The organism is Winogradskyella haliclonae, from assembly GCF_014635865.1.
GTDB classification, from domain to species: Bacteria; Bacteroidota; Bacteroidia; order Flavobacteriales; family Flavobacteriaceae; genus Winogradskyella; species Winogradskyella haliclonae.
Map to the genome: position 1 here is coordinate 962,035 of NZ_BMDQ01000001.1, position 19,486 is coordinate 981,520.

At 34.9% G+C, this 19,486-nt stretch carries 11 protein-coding genes; all 11 read left to right on the forward strand.

The annotated features are described in order from the left end of the window. Nucleotides 1–23: 23 nt before the first annotated feature. The 11 genes from IEV10_RS04320 to sov all read left to right on the forward strand — a co-directional run bounded on the left by IEV10_RS04320 (nucleotide 24) and on the right by sov (nucleotide 19,441). Nucleotides 24–1,760 carry a helix-hairpin-helix domain-containing protein gene (locus IEV10_RS04320; RefSeq protein ID WP_188373461.1) on the forward strand — a complete coding sequence of 579 codons (1,737 nt, stop codon included), beginning with the start codon at nucleotides 24–26 and terminating at the stop codon, nucleotides 1,758–1,760. An 8-nt stretch (nucleotides 1,761–1,768) separates the two neighbouring features. Continuing rightward, nucleotides 1,769–2,311 (forward strand): DUF3341 domain-containing protein, encoded by a 543-nt coding sequence (locus IEV10_RS04325; protein ID WP_188373462.1) that lies wholly within the window; start codon nucleotides 1,769–1,771, stop codon nucleotides 2,309–2,311. A 1-nt stretch (nucleotide 2,312) separates the two neighbouring features. Continuing rightward, nucleotides 2,313–2,864, forward strand: coding sequence for a c-type cytochrome (locus IEV10_RS04330; protein WP_188373463.1), 552 nt, complete (start codon nucleotides 2,313–2,315; stop codon nucleotides 2,862–2,864). Nucleotides 2,865–2,886: 22 nt separating this feature from the next. Then, nucleotides 2,887–4,233, forward strand: a complete 1,347-nt coding sequence (locus IEV10_RS04335; RefSeq protein ID WP_188373464.1) for a quinol:cytochrome C oxidoreductase — start codon at nucleotides 2,887–2,889, stop codon at nucleotides 4,231–4,233. A 25-nt stretch (nucleotides 4,234–4,258) separates the two neighbouring features. Continuing rightward, nucleotides 4,259–5,317 (forward strand): cytochrome c oxidase subunit II, encoded by a 1,059-nt coding sequence (locus IEV10_RS04340; protein ID WP_188373465.1) that lies wholly within the window; start codon nucleotides 4,259–4,261, stop codon nucleotides 5,315–5,317. Nucleotides 5,318–5,345: 28 nt separating this feature from the next. After that, nucleotides 5,346–7,142 carry a cytochrome c oxidase subunit I gene (locus IEV10_RS04345; RefSeq protein WP_188373466.1) on the forward strand — a complete coding sequence of 599 codons (1,797 nt, stop codon included), beginning with the start codon at nucleotides 5,346–5,348 and terminating at the stop codon, nucleotides 7,140–7,142. Between the two features lie 73 nt (nucleotides 7,143–7,215). Continuing rightward, a complete protein-coding gene (ruvB, locus tag IEV10_RS04350) occupies nucleotides 7,216–8,238 on the forward strand; it encodes a Holliday junction branch migration DNA helicase RuvB (protein WP_188373467.1) in 1,023 nt (340 codons plus the stop codon). Beyond that, nucleotides 8,235–9,161 carry a tRNA epoxyqueuosine(34) reductase QueG gene (gene queG, locus IEV10_RS04355; RefSeq protein WP_371862926.1) on the forward strand — a complete coding sequence of 309 codons (927 nt, stop codon included), beginning with the start codon at nucleotides 8,235–8,237 and terminating at the stop codon, nucleotides 9,159–9,161. The genes ruvB and queG overlap by 4 nt, the downstream gene beginning before the upstream one ends. A 51-nt stretch (nucleotides 9,162–9,212) precedes the next feature. After that, complete coding sequence (locus IEV10_RS04360) at nucleotides 9,213–11,498, forward strand: NADP-dependent malic enzyme (protein ID WP_188373468.1); 2,286 nt, start codon at nucleotides 9,213–9,215, stop codon at nucleotides 11,496–11,498. Nucleotides 11,499–11,573: 75 nt separating this feature from the next. Beyond that, on the forward strand, nucleotides 11,574–12,155 hold the full coding sequence (ruvA, locus tag IEV10_RS04365) for a Holliday junction branch migration protein RuvA (protein ID WP_188373469.1): 582 nt from the start codon (nucleotides 11,574–11,576) through the stop codon (nucleotides 12,153–12,155). Between the two features lie 5 nt (nucleotides 12,156–12,160). Beyond that, nucleotides 12,161–19,441, forward strand: coding sequence for a T9SS outer membrane translocon Sov/SprA (sov, locus tag IEV10_RS04370; RefSeq protein WP_188373470.1), 7,281 nt, complete (start codon nucleotides 12,161–12,163; stop codon nucleotides 19,439–19,441). The last annotated feature ends 45 nt before the right edge of the window (nucleotides 19,442–19,486 follow it).

Below are 19,486 nucleotides of genomic sequence, written 5' to 3' on the forward strand. Positions count from 1 at the left end.
AATAAAGAAATCAATATATAATTATGGCGTCTCATTACGAAGCACCTATTAGAAGACCTTTAGTAACTGGAGAAAAATCCTATCACGACGTCACTGTCGAAGTTGCTAGACCTGTCGAAGGAAAAGCAAATCGCGCTTGGTGGATTGTTTTTAGTATTGCTCTTGTAGCATTCCTTTGGGGAATAGGTTGTATTATTTATACCATATCTACAGGAATCGGCGTTTGGGGTCTTAATAAGACTGTAAACTGGGCTTGGGATATTACAAACTTTGTTTGGTGGGTAGGTATTGGTCACGCAGGAACCTTAATTTCTGCTGTACTTTTATTATTCCGTCAAAAATGGCGTATGGCTATTAACCGTTCAGCGGAAGCGATGACCATTTTCTCAGTTGTACAAGCAGGGTTATTTCCAATTATTCACATGGGTCGTCCATGGTTAGCCTATTGGGTATTACCAATTCCTAACCAATTTGGTTCGTTATGGGTAAACTTTAACTCGCCATTACTTTGGGATGTATTTGCAATTTCTACATACCTATCTGTATCATTAGTATTCTGGTGGACAGGTTTATTACCTGACTTCGCCATGATTAGAGATCGCGCTGTGAAGCCTTTCCAAAAGAAAATTTATTCTCTTATAAGTTTTGGTTGGTCTGGACGTGCTAAAGATTGGCAACGTTTTGAAGAAGTATCATTGGTACTTGCTGGTTTAGCAACACCTTTAGTATTGTCTGTACACACGATTGTATCGTTTGATTTCGCAACGTCAGTCATACCAGGGTGGCATACCACGATTTTTCCACCATACTTTGTTGCTGGTGCGATTTTCTCAGGATTTGCTATGGTAAATACCTTATTAATCATCATGCGTAAAGTATGTAATCTTGAAGATTATATTACCGTACAGCACATCGAGTTAATGAACATTGTCATTATGATTACGGGTTCTATAGTAGGTGTGGCTTATATTACAGAGTTGTTTATAGCATGGTATTCAGGTGTAGAGTATGAGCAATATGCATTCTTAAATAGAGCTACTGGACCTTACTGGTGGGCATATTGGGCAATGATGACATGTAATGTGTTCTCACCACAGTTTATGTGGTTTAAAAAATTACGTACAAGTATTATGTTCTCTTTCTTTATTTCTATTGTAGTAAACATAGGAATGTGGTTTGAACGTTTTGTAATTATTGTAACGTCATTACATAGAGATTACTTACCATCATCATGGTCTATGTTCTCTCCAACATTTGTTGATATTGGAATCTTTATCGGAACAATAGGTTTCTTCTTTGTCTTATTCTTATTGTACTCACGTACATTCCCAGTAATAGCCCAAGCAGAAGTTAAAACAATCCTGAAGTCTTCAGGTGAGCGTTACAAAAAAATTAGAGAGCGTGGTGATAGCTTAGTAGGGACAGGAGCTGATGATAGAACATCTTCATCAACTGCTCAAATAGCTAGTACATCAAGCTCTGATTCATCTTCATCTAATGACGATGCTAAAGTTAGTGACCTTTTAGGAAGCATAGGATCCTTTGATGCTGCTACTGAAACTGCAGATGATTTAAAGAAAGTAAATGGTATCGGACCTAAAATGGAAGACGTGTTAAATAGTATTGGTATTTACACATTCCTTCAAGTAAGTAAGATGACCAAAAAAGAATATGACTTGTTAGATTCAATTACAGGTTCTTTCCCTGGAAGAGCAGAACGTGATGATTGGGCAGGACAAGCTAAAAACTTATTAAACTAATAATAGATATGGAAGCAGCTTCAAAAGTAATTCATGCTATTTATAACGATGATGATATCTTAATGTCTGCCGTTAAAAAGGTAAAGGCAGAAAAGCATCATATCGAAGAAATATACACACCTTTTCCTGTGCATGGACTAGACAAGGCTATGGGATTAGCACCTACACGTATTGCAATTACAGCATTCATGTATGGTTGTGTTGGTTTAACTGTTGCAATTGTGATGATGAATTTTATCATGATTAAAGATTGGCCTCAAGATATTGGTGGTAAGCCAAGTTTTAGCTACCTAGAAAACATGCCAGCATTCGTACCGATTATGTTTGAGCTTACTGTGTTTTTTGCAGCTCACTTAATGGTAATAACATTTTACTTACGTAGTAGAATGTGGCCTTTTAAGAAAGCTGAAAATCCAGACCCAAGAACAACAGATGACCATTTCCTTATGGAAATAGCTATCCATAATAACGAAGCGGACTTAACAAGCTTGTTAAAAGAAACAGGTGCTGTTGAGATTAATATTATTGATAAAGACGAAGACGCACATTAATATGAAGACTACACTAAAAATAACAGTAGTATTAGTAATGCTATTAAGTATAGTGTCTTGTAATAAAAAATCAAGACGTAACTATCAATATATGCCAAACATGTATCAATCTGTAGGTTATGAAGCTTACCAAGAATCTGATGCATTTGCAAATGGTGTTGAAGCGCAATTACCTGTTGATGGAACTATTCCAAGAGGTTATTCTTTATATGATTTTGAAGACTCAACTGAAGGATACGACAAGGCAAAAGCCGAATTAAAGAGTCCTTTAGATTCTTCCGCTGTTGATTATGATAGAGGAAAAGAGCTTTACGATATTTATTGTGGGATTTGTCATGGTAATAAAGGTGATGGACAAGGGACTTTAATGAAAAGAGAAAAAATTCTTGGTGTACCTAGCTATGATACAAGAGAGTTAACAGAAGGAAGTATTTATCATGTTATGTATTACGGGTTAAACTCAATGGGTTCTTATGCTAACTTTATGAGTGATGAAGAACGTTGGCAAGTAGTAGCTTATGTTGAAAAACTGAAAGCTGATTTAGAAAAATAAGATTTAGATAAAGATTATATAAATGGAATATAAAATTTCAAATCGATTAAAGATAGCGTCAATCATATTAGTACTTGTTGGCGGTTTGCTTTGGGGTTGGGGCTACATGAGTTCTCATGCCGTTACCAAAGACAATGTATCTGAATATATGAATGATGGTCATCATGACGAAGGGCATGGAGATGCTTCACATGGTGATGAGCATGGTGGTGCTTCTGCTTATGTTGTTGAGGCTTCAGAAGGTGACGAGCATGCTGAAGAAGGTCATGAAATGACACATGAAGAGCACGTGCTACATCAAATACACAATAGACCATATGCGGCACTATATGTTGCGGCATTTTTCTTCTTTATGATTGCCTTAGGCGTGTTAGCTTTTTACGCTATTCAATATGCTTCTCAAGCAGGTTGGTCGCCAGTACTTTTTAGAGTCATGGAGGGTATCACTGCTTATGTATTACCAGGTGGTATTTTGGTGTTATTAGTTGCTGCTTTTGGAGGCTCTCATCTATTTATCTGGATGGATCCTGAGGTAGTTGCACACGATGAAATTATTCAAGCTAAAGAAGGTTGGTTAAACAAAGGTTGGTTCTTTGCCAGAGGAATTATATTCCTTGCAGGTTGGTCTGCTTACCGTTATTTTTCGCGTAAGTTTTCTATCGCTCAAGATACAGTAGAAGGTAATAGTAACTTCAAAAAGAATTTTAGAATATCCGCGGCATTCCTTGTGTTTTATATTTACACAGAGTCTATGATGTCTTGGGATTGGATTATGAGTGTTGATCCTCACTGGTTCTCTACCTTATTTGGTTGGTATGTGTTTGCAAGTATGTTTGTAAGTGGTATTACAGTAATTGCATTAATAACCATCTACTTAAAATCTAAAGGCTTATTAGAGTTTGTTAACGACAGTCATTTACATGATTTAGCTAAATTCATGTTTGGTATCAGTATTTTCTGGACCTACTTATGGTTCTCTCAGTTTATGTTAATATGGTACTCAAACATACCTGAAGAAGTAGTATACTTCGTAGCAAGAATTGAGGACTATAAATTACCATTTTTTGGTATGGTAGCTATGAACTTTGTATTCCCATTATTACTATTAATGAATAGCGATTACAAGCGTATTCCATGGTTTGTTGTTATGGCTGGTATCGTAATATTATGTGGCCACTATTTAGACATATTCAACATGATTATGCCTGCAACAGTTAGTGATAGATGGTTTATTGGAGCACCTGAGTTAGGAGCTATATGCTTCTTCGCTGGAATATTCTTATTTGTTGTATTTACGGCATTAAGTAAAGCGCCATTATTGGCAAAAGGAAATCCTTTCCTTAAGGAGAGTGAAAACTTTCATTATTAATTAAAAATTTAGAACTGAAACGATAATGACAACTTTGTTAATATTTATAATAGTACTATTTGTAGCCGTTGCCATGTGGCAGATGGTTAAGATTTTTGATTTGGCACAAGTAGGTGCATCAAACAATCAAGTAGCAACAGACAAGGATAATACATTTAATGGTTACATGATGATAGGTTTTTTAATCTTCATTTATGCCATTACTATTGCGAGTTTTGTCTACTTAGGAGATTTGCCATTAATGTCTAACTCGGCATCTGAACATGGGCCTGGTTTAGATAGTTTAATGGTTATTTCTATGGTTGTAATTTTTATAGTACAAACCATTACGCAATTCTTATTACACTATTTTGCCTATAAATATAAAGGCGAAAAAGGGCGTAAAGCATTATTTTATGCAGACAATAATACACTTGAAGCCATTTGGACTATAATACCTGTAATTGTTTTAGCTGGTCTTATTATCTATGGATTATTTACTTGGAATGATATTATGAATATTGACGAAAGTGAAGACCCAATGGTTGTAGAATTATATGCGCAACAATTTAACTGGAAAGCTAGATATGGAGGAGACGATAATGTACTAGGTAAAGCTAATGTTAGATTAATCGATTTAGATCGCGCTAATATTTTAGGTGTTGATGAAGATGACCCAAATGCTCAAGATGATGTCATTGTTACAGAATTACATTTACCAGTAGGTAGACCTGTATTATTTAAGATGCGTTCTCAAGATGTTTTACACTCTGCGTATATGCCACACTTTAGAGCACAGATGAACTGTGTACCAGGTATGGTAACGCAATTTGGATTTACACCTACTGTGACTACAGCAGAAATGCGTCAAAATCCAGACATACAGGATAAAGTGGCTAATATTAATGCACTTCGTTTGGAGCGTAAAGCTGAAATTGAAGAAGCAGGTCAAGATTTAAATTACCAATTTGACTATTTACTTTTGTGTAATAAAATATGTGGTAAATCTCACTACAACATGCAAATGAAAATTGTAGTTGAAACACAAGAAGAGTTTGATACATGGATGGCAGAACAAAAGACGTTCCCAAATTCATTAAATTAATAAAATTGATTAAGAAAAGATAAAGATTATGTCAGCAACAGCAGATACACACGCTCACGACGACCACGACGTACATCATCATAAAGAAACTTTTGTTACTAAATACATCTTTAGTCAAGATCATAAAATGATTGCTAAACAGTACTTAATAACTGGAGTAATTATTATGGGTATTATCGGGATTATGATGTCCTTAATGATACGTATGCAAATTGCCTGGCCTGAGCAACCAAATGCAATTTTTGAAGCTTTATTAGGCAAATGGGCACCAGAAGGTGTTATGGATGCAGATATTTATCTAGCCTTGGTAACCATTCATGGAACCATTATGGTATTCTTTGTATTAACAGCAGGTTTAAGTGGTACGTTTAGTAATCTCCTTATTCCGTTGCAAATTGGTGCAAGAGATATGGCTTCTGGTTTCCTAAACATGATATCATATTGGCTATTCTTTGTGTCTTGTGTAATAATGATTTTATCATTTTTTGTTGAAGCTGGACCAGCAGCGGCAGGTTGGACAATTTATCCACCTTTATCTGCGTTGCCAATGGCTCAAGGTGGTTCTGGAATGGGAATGACATTATGGTTAGTGTCTATGGCAATATTTATTGCATCTTCATTACTAGGTTCACTTAACTATGTTGTTACCGTAATAAACTTAAGAACAAAAGGAATGTCTATGACAAGAATGCCATTAACAATTTGGGCATTCTTTGTAACTGCAGTTATTGGTATTATATCTTTCCCGGTATTATTATCTGCAGCTCTATTATTAATTATGGATAGAAGTTTTGGTACTTCATTCTTCTTATCAGATATATTTATTCAAGGTGAAGTATTGCATTACCAAGGAGGTTCTCCAGTTTTATTTGAGCATTTATTTTGGTTCTTAGGTCATCCAGAAGTATATATTGTATTATTACCAGCATTGGGTATTACTTCTGAGATTATTGCAACCAATTCACGTAAGCCAATCTTTGGATATCGTGCCATGGTAGCTTCAATTTTAGCAATTGCATTTTTATCTACAATTGTTTGGGGTCACCATATGTTTATCTCTGGAATGAATCCATTCTTAGGTTCAGTATTTACATTTACAACATTATTAATAGCAATTCCTTCAGCGGTAAAGGCATTTAATTATATCACCACACTTTGGAAAGGTAACCTCCAGATGAATCCAGCAATGCTGTTTTCTATAGGATTAGTATCTACATTCATTACTGGAGGGTTAACAGGTATTATTCTTGGAGATTCTGCTTTAGATATCAATGTTCATGATACGTATTTTGTGGTAGCTCACTTCCATTTAGTAATGGGTATCTCTGCATTGTACGGTGTATTTGCAGGAATTTATCATTGGTTCCCAAGAATGTTTGGTCGTATGATGAACAAAAATCTAGGTTATTTACATTTCTGGATAACGGCAATTTGTGCCTACGGCGTGTTCTTCCCAATGCACTTCATAGGAATGGCAGGTCTACCGAGACGATATTATACAAATTCTAATTTCCCACTATTTGATGATACTACAAATGCACAAACAGTAATTACTGTATTTGCATTAATAGCTGGTGTGGCTCAATTGGTGTTTTTATACAACTTTGTAAGAAGTATTTTTTACGGTAAAAAAGCCGAACAAAATCCTTGGAAGTCTAATACTTTAGAGTGGACAGCACCTGTAGAGCATATGCATGGTAACTGGCCAGGCGCTATCCCTCATGTATACCGTTGGCCTTATGATTATAGTAAGCCAGGACATGATGATGATTTTGTGCCTCAAAATGTACCTATGAAAGATGGTGAGGAAGAATTACATCATTAGATAGATTCACATTTAAATATAAAGAAAAAGCCTTTCTAGTTTAGAAAGGCTTTTTCTTTATATTTGTTTTAGCATGAACGAAAACTTAAATCCAACAAACGAAAACTATTCTCCTGAAGAACTAGATGTCGAAAAAAAATTGCGACCACTATCGTTTGATGACTTTACTGGTCAAGATCAAGTACTTGAGAATCTTAAGATTTTTGTTCAAGCTGCTAATCTTAGAGATGAGGCTTTAGATCATACACTGTTTCATGGGCCTCCTGGCTTAGGTAAAACGACATTAGCACACATATTAGCTAATGAACTTAGTGTTAGTATAAAGGTCACTTCTGGACCCGTATTAGATAAACCAGGTGACTTAGCAGGTCTGTTAACTAATCTAGATGAACGAGATGTGTTGTTTATTGATGAGATTCATCGTTTAAGCCCAATAGTAGAGGAATACCTCTATTCGGCAATGGAAGATTATAAGATTGATATTATGATAGAGTCTGGTCCCAATGCCAGAACAGTACAAATCAATTTAGCACCATTTACTTTAGTAGGTGCGACAACACGATCAGGATTATTAACGGCACCAATGCGTGCACGTTTTGGTATTAGTAGCCGACTTCAATATTATAATACAGAATTACTGACGACAATCGTTCAACGTAGTGCTGCGATATTAAATATGCCAATTACTATGGAAGCAGCGATAGAGATTGCAGGTCGTAGTCGTGGTACGCCACGTATTGCAAATGCATTATTGCGTCGTGTCCGTGATTTTGCCCAGATAAAAGGGGATGGAAATATTGATATCAAAATATCAAAATTTGCTCTAGAAGCATTAAATGTTGATGCGCATGGCTTGGATGAAATGGATAATAAAATCCTAACGACTATCATTGAAAAATTTAAAGGTGGCCCAGTTGGTATAACAACATTAGCAACTGCAGTAAGTGAAAGCTCTGAAACTATTGAAGAAGTTTATGAACCATTTCTTATCCAACAAGGGTTTATAATGAGAACACCACGAGGTCGAGAAGTTACTGAGCAGGCCTATAAACATTTAGGAAAAATTAAAGGACCAACTCAAGGTGGGTTATTTTGATTAATAACAAAACGAAATACACAGAACTTATTAAAACCGAAGCCAAACGCCTCGGTTTTTTGTCTTGTGGTATAAGCAAAGCGGAATTTCTTGAAGAAGAGGCGCCACGATTAGAAGCGTGGTTAAATAAAAATATGCATGGCGAAATGCGTTATATGGAAAACCATTTCGATAAGCGTTTAGATCCAACGTTACTGGTCGAAGGCTCAAAAAGCGTGGTGTCTTTATTATTAAATTATTATCCAGGTGAGGAGCAAACAGCAGAAAGTTATAAGCTGTCTAAGTATGCCTATGGCACCGATTATCATTTTGTTATAAAGGACAAGTTGAAAGCGCTTCTAAATATTATTAATGAAGAGATTGGAGAAGTTAATGGTCGTGCCTTTGTTGATTCTGCTCCAGTTTTAGACAAGGCTTGGGCTGCAAAATCTGGTTTAGGTTGGATAGGTAAGCACAGTAATTTATTAAGTCAAAAAACAGGGTCTTTTTATTTTATTGCTGAGCTCATTATTGATTTAGAACTCGATTACGATACACCTACAACAGATCATTGTGGTACTTGTACGGCTTGTATTGATGCTTGCCCAACAGAAGCGATTACTGAACCATATGTGGTTGATGGAAGTAAATGTATCTCATACTTTACGATAGAGTTAAAAGACAATATTCCATCAGAATTCAAAGGAAAGTTTGATGAATGGATGTTTGGCTGTGATGTTTGCCAAGACGTATGTCCTTGGAATCGCTTTTCTAAACCTCATAAAGAACCTCTTTTTAAGCCGCATCCAGAATTGTTGTCAATGACCAAAAAAGATTGGGAAGAAATAACGGAAGATACCTTTAGAAAGGTCTTTAAAAAGTCGGCAGTTAAACGCACAAAATTCTCAGGATTACAGCGAAATATTAAGTTTTTAAAAGATTAAGTATTAACTCTAGCAATCCGTATCTTTGTCGCTTAATTTAGTTTATAAATTATGAGCAAACAGAGCAAAAGAAGAGAAGCCCTTGTATATCATGCAAAACCTACACCAGGAAAAATAAAAGTTGTTCCAACTAAAAAGTATGCCTCACAACGTGATTTATCTCTAGCATATTCACCTGGAGTTGCAGAACCTTGTCTAGAAATTGATAAGGATAAAGAGAATGTATATAAGTACACTACAAAAGGGAATTTAGTTGCTGTTATCTCTAACGGTACAGCAGTTTTAGGTCTCGGAAATATTGGTCCTGAAGCCTCTAAACCTGTTATGGAAGGCAAAGGGCTACTTTTTAAAATCTTTGCGGACATAGACGTTTTTGATATCGAAGTCGATACAGAAAATGTTGATGAGTTTATAGAAACCGTAAAGAATATTGCACCTACTTTTGGAGGGATTAATCTTGAAGATATAAAAGCACCTGAGGCTTTTGAAATTGAACGTCGTTTAAAAGAGGAGTTAGATATTCCTGTTATGCATGACGACCAACATGGTACTGCAATTATCTCTGCAGCTGCACTATTGAATGCTTTAGAACTTGCTGAAAAAAATATAGAAGACGTTAAAATTGTTGTTAGCGGCGCTGGAGCAGCTGCAATTTCATGTACTCGATTATATCAATCATGTGGCGCCAAACGTGAGAACATAGTTATGTTAGATAGTAAAGGTGTTATCCGAAGCAATAGAGATAATTTGACGAGCCAAAAAGCTGAGTTTTCTACAAATAGAAAAATTGATACATTAGATCAAGCAATGGTTGATGCCGATGTATTTGTAGGGTTATCTATGGCAGATATTGTGACGCCAGATATGCTAAAGACAATGGCGATAAATCCTATAGTTTTTGCCATGGCAAATCCAAATCCTGAAATAGCCTATCAATTAGCACTAGACACAAGAGATGATATTATAATGGCTACGGGAAGAAGTGATCATCCTAACCAGGTAAATAATGTACTTGGATTTCCATTTATATTTAGAGGAGCTCTAGATGTAAGAGCTACAAAAATTAATGAAGCCATGAAAATGGCTGCGGTTAAAGCCTTATCTAAATTAGCAAAAGAACCAGTTCCTGAACAAGTAAATATTGCTTACAATGAAACGCGTCTAACATTTGGAAGAGACTATATAATTCCTAAACCTTTTGACCCTAGATTAATTGCAGAAGTGCCGCCAGCTGTAGCAAAAGCTGCAATGGAAAGTGGTGTAGCTAAAGAACCAATTGAAGATTGGGAAAAATACAAAAACAGTTTATTAGAGCGATTAGGTTCGGATAATAAATTAGTACGTCTGCTACTAAACCGCGCCAGAACTAATCCTAAAAAAGTAGTTTTTGCAGAAGCGGACCAATTAGATGTGCTTAAAGCTGCGCAGATTGTTTATGAAGAAGGTGTAGCAATTCCTATTTTATTAGGAAGAAGAGATACTATTTTAGAATTGATGACAGAGATTGAGTTCGATGCCGATGTGCTTATTATTGATCCAAAATCTGATGAAGAATTAGAACGAAAAAATAAATATGCCGATTCGTATTGGAAACGTCGTGAACGTAATGGTGTTACAAAATATTCTGCAAGAAAAATTATGCGTGAGCGTAATTACTTTGCAGCTATGATGGTTAATGAAGGTGATGCAGATGCATTAATTTCTGGTTATTCGCGCAGTTATCCTAGTGTGGTTAAACCAATGTTAGAGCTTATAGGTATGTCTAAAGGTGTATCCCGTATTGCTACAACTAATGTTATGATGACACAAAGAGGGCCAATGTTTTTGAGTGATACTGCTATTAATATCAATCCATCTGCTAAGGATTTAACCAAGATTGCTCAAATGACTTCTAATGCGGCAAAAATGTTTGGTATAGAACCAGTAATGGCTATGGTATCTTATTCAAACTTTGGATCTTCAGAAAATGAAACCGCAGAAAAAGTAAGAGATTCTGTTGAATACCTTCATAGAACATATCCTGATATGATTGTAGATGGAGAGTTGCAAGCAGATTTTGCTTTAAATTCAGAAATGCTTCAAGCTACTTTTCCATTTTCAAAATTAGCAGGACGTAAAGTTAACACACTTATTTTTCCAAATTTAGAATCTGCAAATATTACATATAAGTTATTAAAAGAGTTAAATAAAGCAGAGTCTATTGGTCCAATAATGATGGGACTAAGGAGACCTGCACACATCCTCCAACTAGATGCAAGTGTTGATGAGATTGTAAATATGACCGCAATAGCAGTTATAGATGCACAAGAACGCGAAAAGCGCAAGCTTAAAAAGTAAGGATATTCCTGTTTTTTGAGGCTTTTTAGTCTCAATAATTTTATTACATTTGAGCATTAACTTTTTTTTAACTACATGATTACACACATAGAGGGAAAGCTTGTTGAGAAGAATCCAACAGATGTAGTTATTGACTGTAATGGTGTTGGCTATTTGTTAAACATTTCATTACATACTTTTGGTCAAATTCCTGACAAAGAACATCTAAAACTATATACATATTTTCAGGTTAAAGAAGATGCGCACACGCTATATGGTTTTTCTACAAAAACAGAACGTGAAATCTTTAAATTATTAATTTCTGTAAGTGGTGTTGGTGCAAGCACTGCACGGACCATGCTCTCATCTCTTAACCCGGAGCAAGTCAAAGACGCAATTGCTTCTGGTGATGTAGGTTTAATTCAATCCGTAAAAGGGATTGGAGCAAAAACAGCTCAACGTGTAATCTTAGATTTAAAAGATAAAGTGTTAAAGGTTTATGGAATTGATGAAGTTTCCGTAACACTAAACAATACTAACAAAAGTGAAGCGTTATCTGCTTTAGAGGTTTTAGGATTCAATAAAAAACAATCCGAAAAAGTTATTGATAAACTTATATCTCAGCAACCAGACGCCAATGTAGAAACATTAATTAAAGACGCTTTAAAAAACTTATAATTCTTTTGAATACAACCAATACTAATAATTCCTTCTTTTTAGTCAAATTAAAATGGTGCCTATCTATAATAGGCATATTGTGTTTTAGTACTGTTTTAGCTCAGACAACTCCAACAACTCAAGACTCAACTAAGACAACATTTGCATACGGAGATATTAAGTTACCTAAAGTAGGAAGTATACAAACATTATATACATACGACCCAATATTAGATAGATACATCTATAACGAAAAAATTGGAAAATTTAACATCAATTACCCATTAATTTTAACACCTGCGCAATTTCAAAAATTAGTGCAGAGAGAAAAGTTAAATGCCTATTATAAAGAAAAGATAGATGCAACCTCAGGACAGAAAGAAGGAACTGATGACGCTCAGAAAAACTTACTACCAGACTTTTATGTCAATTCAGATTTTTTCGAAAGTATTTTTGGAGGTAACACCATATCTGTAATACCTCAAGGTTCTGTTGATGTAGATTTAGGGATTTTATTCTCACAACAAGACAACCCAACATTTACACCTCGTAATAGAAGTAATTTTACCTTTGATTTTGATCAACGTATTAGTATGAGTTTAACGGGTACTGTTGGTACACGTCTTCAAGTAAATGCTCAGTATGATACAGAACGTACATTTGATTTTCAGAATTTAGTCAAATTAGAATACACACCCACAGAAGATGATATCATCCAAAAAATTGAAATAGGTAATGTAAACATGCCGCTTAATAGCTCTTTAATTACTGGAGCGCAAAGTTTATTTGGTGTGAAAACACAATTACAATTTGGTAAGACAACTGTAACAGCTGTGTTCTCTGAACAACAATCAGAATCTCGTTCAGTAACATCTCAAGGTGGTGGTACGCTTGAAGAATTCGAATTTTTTGCTCGTGATTATGATGAAAATCGTCACTTTTTCTTGGCGCAATATTTTGAGCAAGATTATGATAGGGCTATGAATACCTATCCGTACATTAATAATAATATACAGATTACAAGAATAGAGGTTTGGGTCACAAACAGAAATAATCAAACACAAAATGTGCGTAATGTCGTTGCGTTTCAGGATTTAGGAGAAGCAGAACGTATAGGTCTTGATGTAATACCTCCAGGTTTTGTGAATGTACCAACAACTAGTTTTCCAGATAATGGCAATAACGACTTTGACCCTACTAATATTGGTGGTCCAGGTTCTCAACTTAACGATAATGTAAGAGATATTACTAATGTTCAAAGTGGTATAGGTGTACAAGTAAATGAAGGTTTTGACTATGGTATTTTAGAGAGCGCGCGTAAACTTAACCAAGGACAAGATTACACTTTAAATACTCAGTTAGGTTATATTTCACTAAATCAGAGATTATTAAATGATGAAGTCTTAGCAGTAGCTTTTCAGTATACAGTTGGAGGTCAAGTATTTCAAGTAGGAGAATTTGCTAATGATGGTGTAGATGCTACAGATGTTGCGGTTAATCCAGGCAATAATAACCAGATTGTAAACAATCAGAGTTTAGTGCTTAAAATGTTAAAGAGTGCTGTGACTGCTGTTGAAGAACCAATTTGGGACTTAATGATGAAAAACATCTATGACACTGGTGCTTTTCAATTAACTCAAGAAGACTTTAGATTGAATATTTTTTATACCGAAGCATCGCCGTTAAATTATATCACTCCAGCTGAAGTTAATGGTGTTCAAGTGCCATTCCCACAACTTTATGATAATAACACTTCTACAACTTCTGATGATACAGAGATTGAAGAGACACCGTTAATACGGTTATTTCATGTAGATCGCTTAAATTTTAATAACGATCCGCAAGAAGGTGGTGACGGTTTCTTTGATTTTGTGCCTGGACAAACGGTGTTAGTTCAAAATGGTAAAATTATATTTACCAAAGTGCAACCTTTTGGTAATTACCTTTTTAATGTATTAGACGACCCATTAAATCCTGGAGATTATGATGATGACATATATCCAAATGCCAATCAAGAAAAATACGTCTACGATTTACTATACAAAACTACTAAAACACAGGCTTTAGAAGAGTCCGAAAAGAACAAGTTTCAGATAAAAGGGCGTTTTAAAAGTAGCGGTAGTGGTGGGATACCAATTCCGTTTAATGCAGCTAGAGGTTCTGTTAGGGTTACTGCTAATGGGCAATTATTAGTTGAAGGAGTAGATTATGTTGTAAACTATGCTGCAGGACGTGTTGAGATTTTAGATGAAGCTTTAAAAGCATCAAATACACCAATAAATGTTGATGTTGAGAACAATGCACTTTTTGGTCAGCAAACAAGACGTTTTACAGGTATTAATATCGAACATCAGTTTAATGAAAACTTTTTATTAGGAGCTACGCTTCTAAATTTAAATGAGCGTCCAATCACTCAGAAAGCTAATTTTGATTCTGAGCCAATAAACAATACTATCTTTGGTGTTAATGGTAATTTCGCGACTGAGGTGCCTTTCTTTACTAGATTGGTAAATAAATTGCCTAATATAGATACAGATGTCCCTTCTAATTTTTCTGTTAGAGGAGAATTTGCTTATCTCGCTCCTGGTGCACCTAAAGGAACAGATTTTGGAGGAGAAGCTACAGCGTATATTGATGACTTCGAAGGGACGCAGGGTAATATAGATTTATTATCGCCTTTGTCTTGGACGCTATCTAGTAGACCTAGACAATTGGGAAGAATTTATGCCCAAGGTGGTGAGGATGACCCAGGCATACAAAATGGTTTTGACCGGGCCTTTTTAAATTGGTATACAATTGACCCAATATTTTATGGGCCTCAAAGACCAAGTGAAATTACAGATGATGATGTTTCCGATTTATACACAAGACGTGTGTTTATCAGAGAGATCTTTCCAGAAATTGATTTAGTACAAGGACAACTGGCTATTATAAATACACTAGACTTAGCGTACTATCCAACAGAACGAGGCCCTTATAATTTTGACCCTTCAGCTGCTAATGGACAAGCATTAAACCCAAATGATAGTTGGGCAGGTATTACACGACAGATAACTTCTACCGACTTTGAGCAAGCTAATGTCGAATATATTGAGTTCTGGGTACAAGATCCATTTTTGGATAACCCAACAAATCCTGGTGGTAAATTAACCATCAACCTTGGTAATATTTCTGAAGATGTTTTAAAAGATGGTAAAAAGCAATTCGAAAATGGCTTGCCAGAAGATGGAAATATAGATTTTTTGCAAAATATTAACTTGCAAACACCTTATGCTGTGCCTCAAAATCAATCATTGATTTACACCTTTGGGACAACAGGGCAACAACGTATTAACCAAGATGTTGGTTACGATGGTTATGACGATATTGAAGAGCAAGATATTGTAGACTTCTTAGAGCAACAAACCGGATTATCTCTTGATTTTGGACCAGATCCATCTCTAGATAACTACACTTACTTCTTAAATACAGATGGTGATATCTTTGAGCGTTATAGACAATACAATGGTTTTGAAGGTAATACGCCTGATACGTTTTCACAGACTAATAGAGGAAATACAACACAGCCAGATGTTGAAGATGTCAACAGAGATAACACAATGAATACTATTGATAGTTATTTTGAATACGAGGTAGATATTACTCCTGCGACTCTAAATGCAAATAATCCTCAAATAAATGATATTAAAGTTGCACCAGTAACATTACCAAACGGAAATACTAGAGATGTTACTTGGTATCAATTTAGAATGCCAATTTCTGAGCCTACCAGAGCCATAGGTGGCATTACAGATATTAGGTCTGTTCGTTTCGCACGTTTATACATGACTGATTTTACCGAAAATACAGTGATGCGTTTTGCAACTCTAGACTTAGTGCGTAGTGATTGGAGACGATTTACTCAAGATTTAGATAATAATCCTAATAATAATAGTGCCGATGCAGAATTTAATGTGGCTATTATTGGTATTCAAGAAAATGATGGAAACTATGTGATTCCGCCAGGTGTAAGACGTGAAGAGTTAAATAACAACAATAATGTTATCCGACAAAATGAGCAATCTTTGGTTCTTGAAGCTTGTGATTTAGAGCTAAATGATTCAAGAGGTGTATTTAAAAACATCAGTTTAGATATGCGTCAGTATAAAAAAATGAGAATGTTTTTGCATGCGCAATCTCAAGAAGCTCAGCCATTAGATGATGGAGAATTGGTGGCGTTTATAAGAATGGGTAATGATTTTACGGATAATTTTTATCAAGTCGAAATCCCATTAATTAATAGTGATTTAATACAAAGCGGAAGCACATCTTTAGAGCGTCGTATTTGGCCAGAAGATAATGAGATTAATATTCCTTTAGAGTTTTTACAAGAAATAAAATCTAGAGGGATTTCAAATCAAACTCTAGCCAATGAAGACCCAACATTTTATGATGTTATTGATGGTGTTTTAGGTGAAAATCCAGTGCCAGAATTTCCGGGTACAGGTCTTGATGATGGTATTAAAAACCAACGTGTAGCTATAAAAGGAAATCCAAATTTTGGTAACATCAGAGTGCTTATGGTAGGTTTGAAACATTCTGGTAAAAATAGAACGCCAGTTTGTGGAGAAGTTTGGTTTAATGAGTTAAGAATGTCCGACCTAGAAAACGAAGGAGGTTGGGCAGCAGTAATGTCTATGGATACCAACTTTGCAGATTTTGCTAATATTAGTGCTTCAGGGCAACGAAGTACAATTGGATTTGGAGGTTTAGAGCAAAATCCTAACGAGAGAAGTAGAGAAGATGTTATAGGTTATGATGTTGTAACTAATGTACAGTTGGGGCAGTTGTTACCAAAAAAATGGGGAATTAATTTGCCTTTAAATTATTCTCAAGGTGAAGAATTAATTAGACCACAGTTTGATGCATTTTATAATGATTTAACTTTAGAATCTCGTGTTAATGCTGCACAATCTGCTGAAGAAGCTCGACAAATAGAACGTCAATCAGAAAATTACACTAAGCGTACAAGTATAAATTTTATTGGTGTTAAAAAGCAAAGAACGACTGATAAGCCTCAACGATTCTATGATATAGAAAACTTTACGTTCAATTATTCTAACAACAAAGTTCAACACAGAGATTTTGAGATAGAGCAATCGCTTCAACAAAATATAAGAGCGGGAGTTAATTATGCATACAGTTTTCAGCCGAAGAAAATAGAGCCTTTCAAAAAGAATGATTCATTATTCACAGGTAGGTATTGGAAAATTCTAAAAGATTTTAATGTTAACCTATTACCAACAAGCTTTTCGATTAATACAGATATCAATAGAGATTTTAATAGTCAGAAATTTAGAGAAGTTGCACTTGTAGGTAATAATATAGGGATTGAAGAAGTCTTTAGACGCAATTATACTTTTGATATGCAATACGCAATCAATTATAACTTAACAGATGCATTGAGCTTAAATTTCACAGCCAGTAATAATAATATTGTGCGTAACTATTTTATTGATAATCGTCTAAACGGACGTCAAGATCCTGAGTTAGATGTTTGGGATGGCTTCTTTGATGTAGGTGACCCTAATATTCAAAATCAACAGCTTTTAGTGAATTATGAACTCCCTTTAAATAAGATACCTATTTTAAGTTTCTTACAATCTACCTATACATACAACAGTGATTTTAGATGGCAAAAAGGCTCAGATTTAAATCTTAATTTCGAGCAAACTGACGCTAATAATAATGTTATAGGTACGTTTAATCTGGGTAATACTATTCAGAATAATAGTGCTCACACCTTAAATACAACACTTAATATGGAGTCGTTGTATAAAGAGTTAGGAATTAAAAAAGCGTCAAATTCTAGACGTAATACCTCAGGAAGAACCTCTGGAGGTAATAGAAATAATTCTACAAATAATGCACCAGCAAAAAAGAAAAGTGTAGGTAAACAAATAGGCAATACACTATTAGATATAGTCACTATGGTTAAGCGTGTTAATATTAACTATGTTGAGAATAGTGGAACATTTTTACCTGGATACTTAGATACGCCTGGGTTTATAGGGACATTACAACCTACTGTTGGTTTTACATTTGGTAGCCAAAGAGATATAAGAGAAACTGTTGCAAGAAATGGTTTGTTAACCATCTTCCCAGAGTTTAATCAACAGTACACAGAAAATGTAGATAGACGTTTAGATTTCACGGCTAATTTAGAGCCAATGCGTGATTTAAAAATAGATTTGATCGGTAGTAGAAACTTTCAAGAAAACACAGCACAAAATTTTAGAGGTTTAGACAGTGATAATGATGGGTTTAGTGACGCTTATGAAGAATTAATAAACAACTCTTTTGGTAACTTTAATATTTCGACATCTTTAATAGGTACAGCATTTTCTAAAAGTGATGAAAATGCTTCTGCTGCTTTCGATGATTTTAGAGCTAATAGATTAATTATTGCAGATAGACTAGCTACTAATTTTTATGGTAATACAACATTTCCTAGGGATGCAGAAGGCTTTCCTGTAGGTTTTGGTAAAAACAACCAAAAGGTATTATTGCCAGCATTCTTATCTGCGTATCATGGTTCTAATCCAAATAAAATAAGCTTAGGTGCGTTTAGAGATGTGCCTATTCCTAATTGGCAGCTTAAGTATACTGGATTAATGAAATTGCCTTGGTTTAGAAAAAACTTTAAACGTTTTTCTTTGCAACACGGATACCGTTCTACATATAGTATCAATCAATTTAGAACTAACCTAGATTTTGATCCATTAAATCCAACAGAATTAGATCAAGGAAACAATTTTAAAAACGAAACTCTATTTAGTAGTATTAATTTGGAAGAATCTTTTAGTCCATTAATACGTGTAGAAGCTACAATGAAAAACTCACTGCAGGTTACAGCAGAAGTTAGAACAAGTCGTTTATTATTATTGAGTTTTGACAACAACTTAATGACTGAAGAGCAAAGTAAAGAATATACATTAGGACTAGGTTACAGAATCAAAAATGTAAGGCTGTTTAAAAAATTAGGTGGCAATAGAGGCGGTAATGTTAATAGTGATCTTAATTTAACCTTAGATGCTAATGTCAGGGATAATCTTACAATAATTAGGTATCTAGATTTGGAAAATAATCAAATTACTGCAGGGCAAACCATTTGGGGTATTAAGTTTAATGCACAATACGATTTAAACAGAAATCTTACAGGAATCTTTTTCTTTGATTACTCGTTCTCTGATTTTGCAATTTCAACATCATTCCCACAAACCTCAATCAGGTCTGGATTTACGTTGCGATATAATTTCGGAAATTAATTTTGAAAATCGTCTTTTAAAAAATTACATTTGTTGAGCTAATAA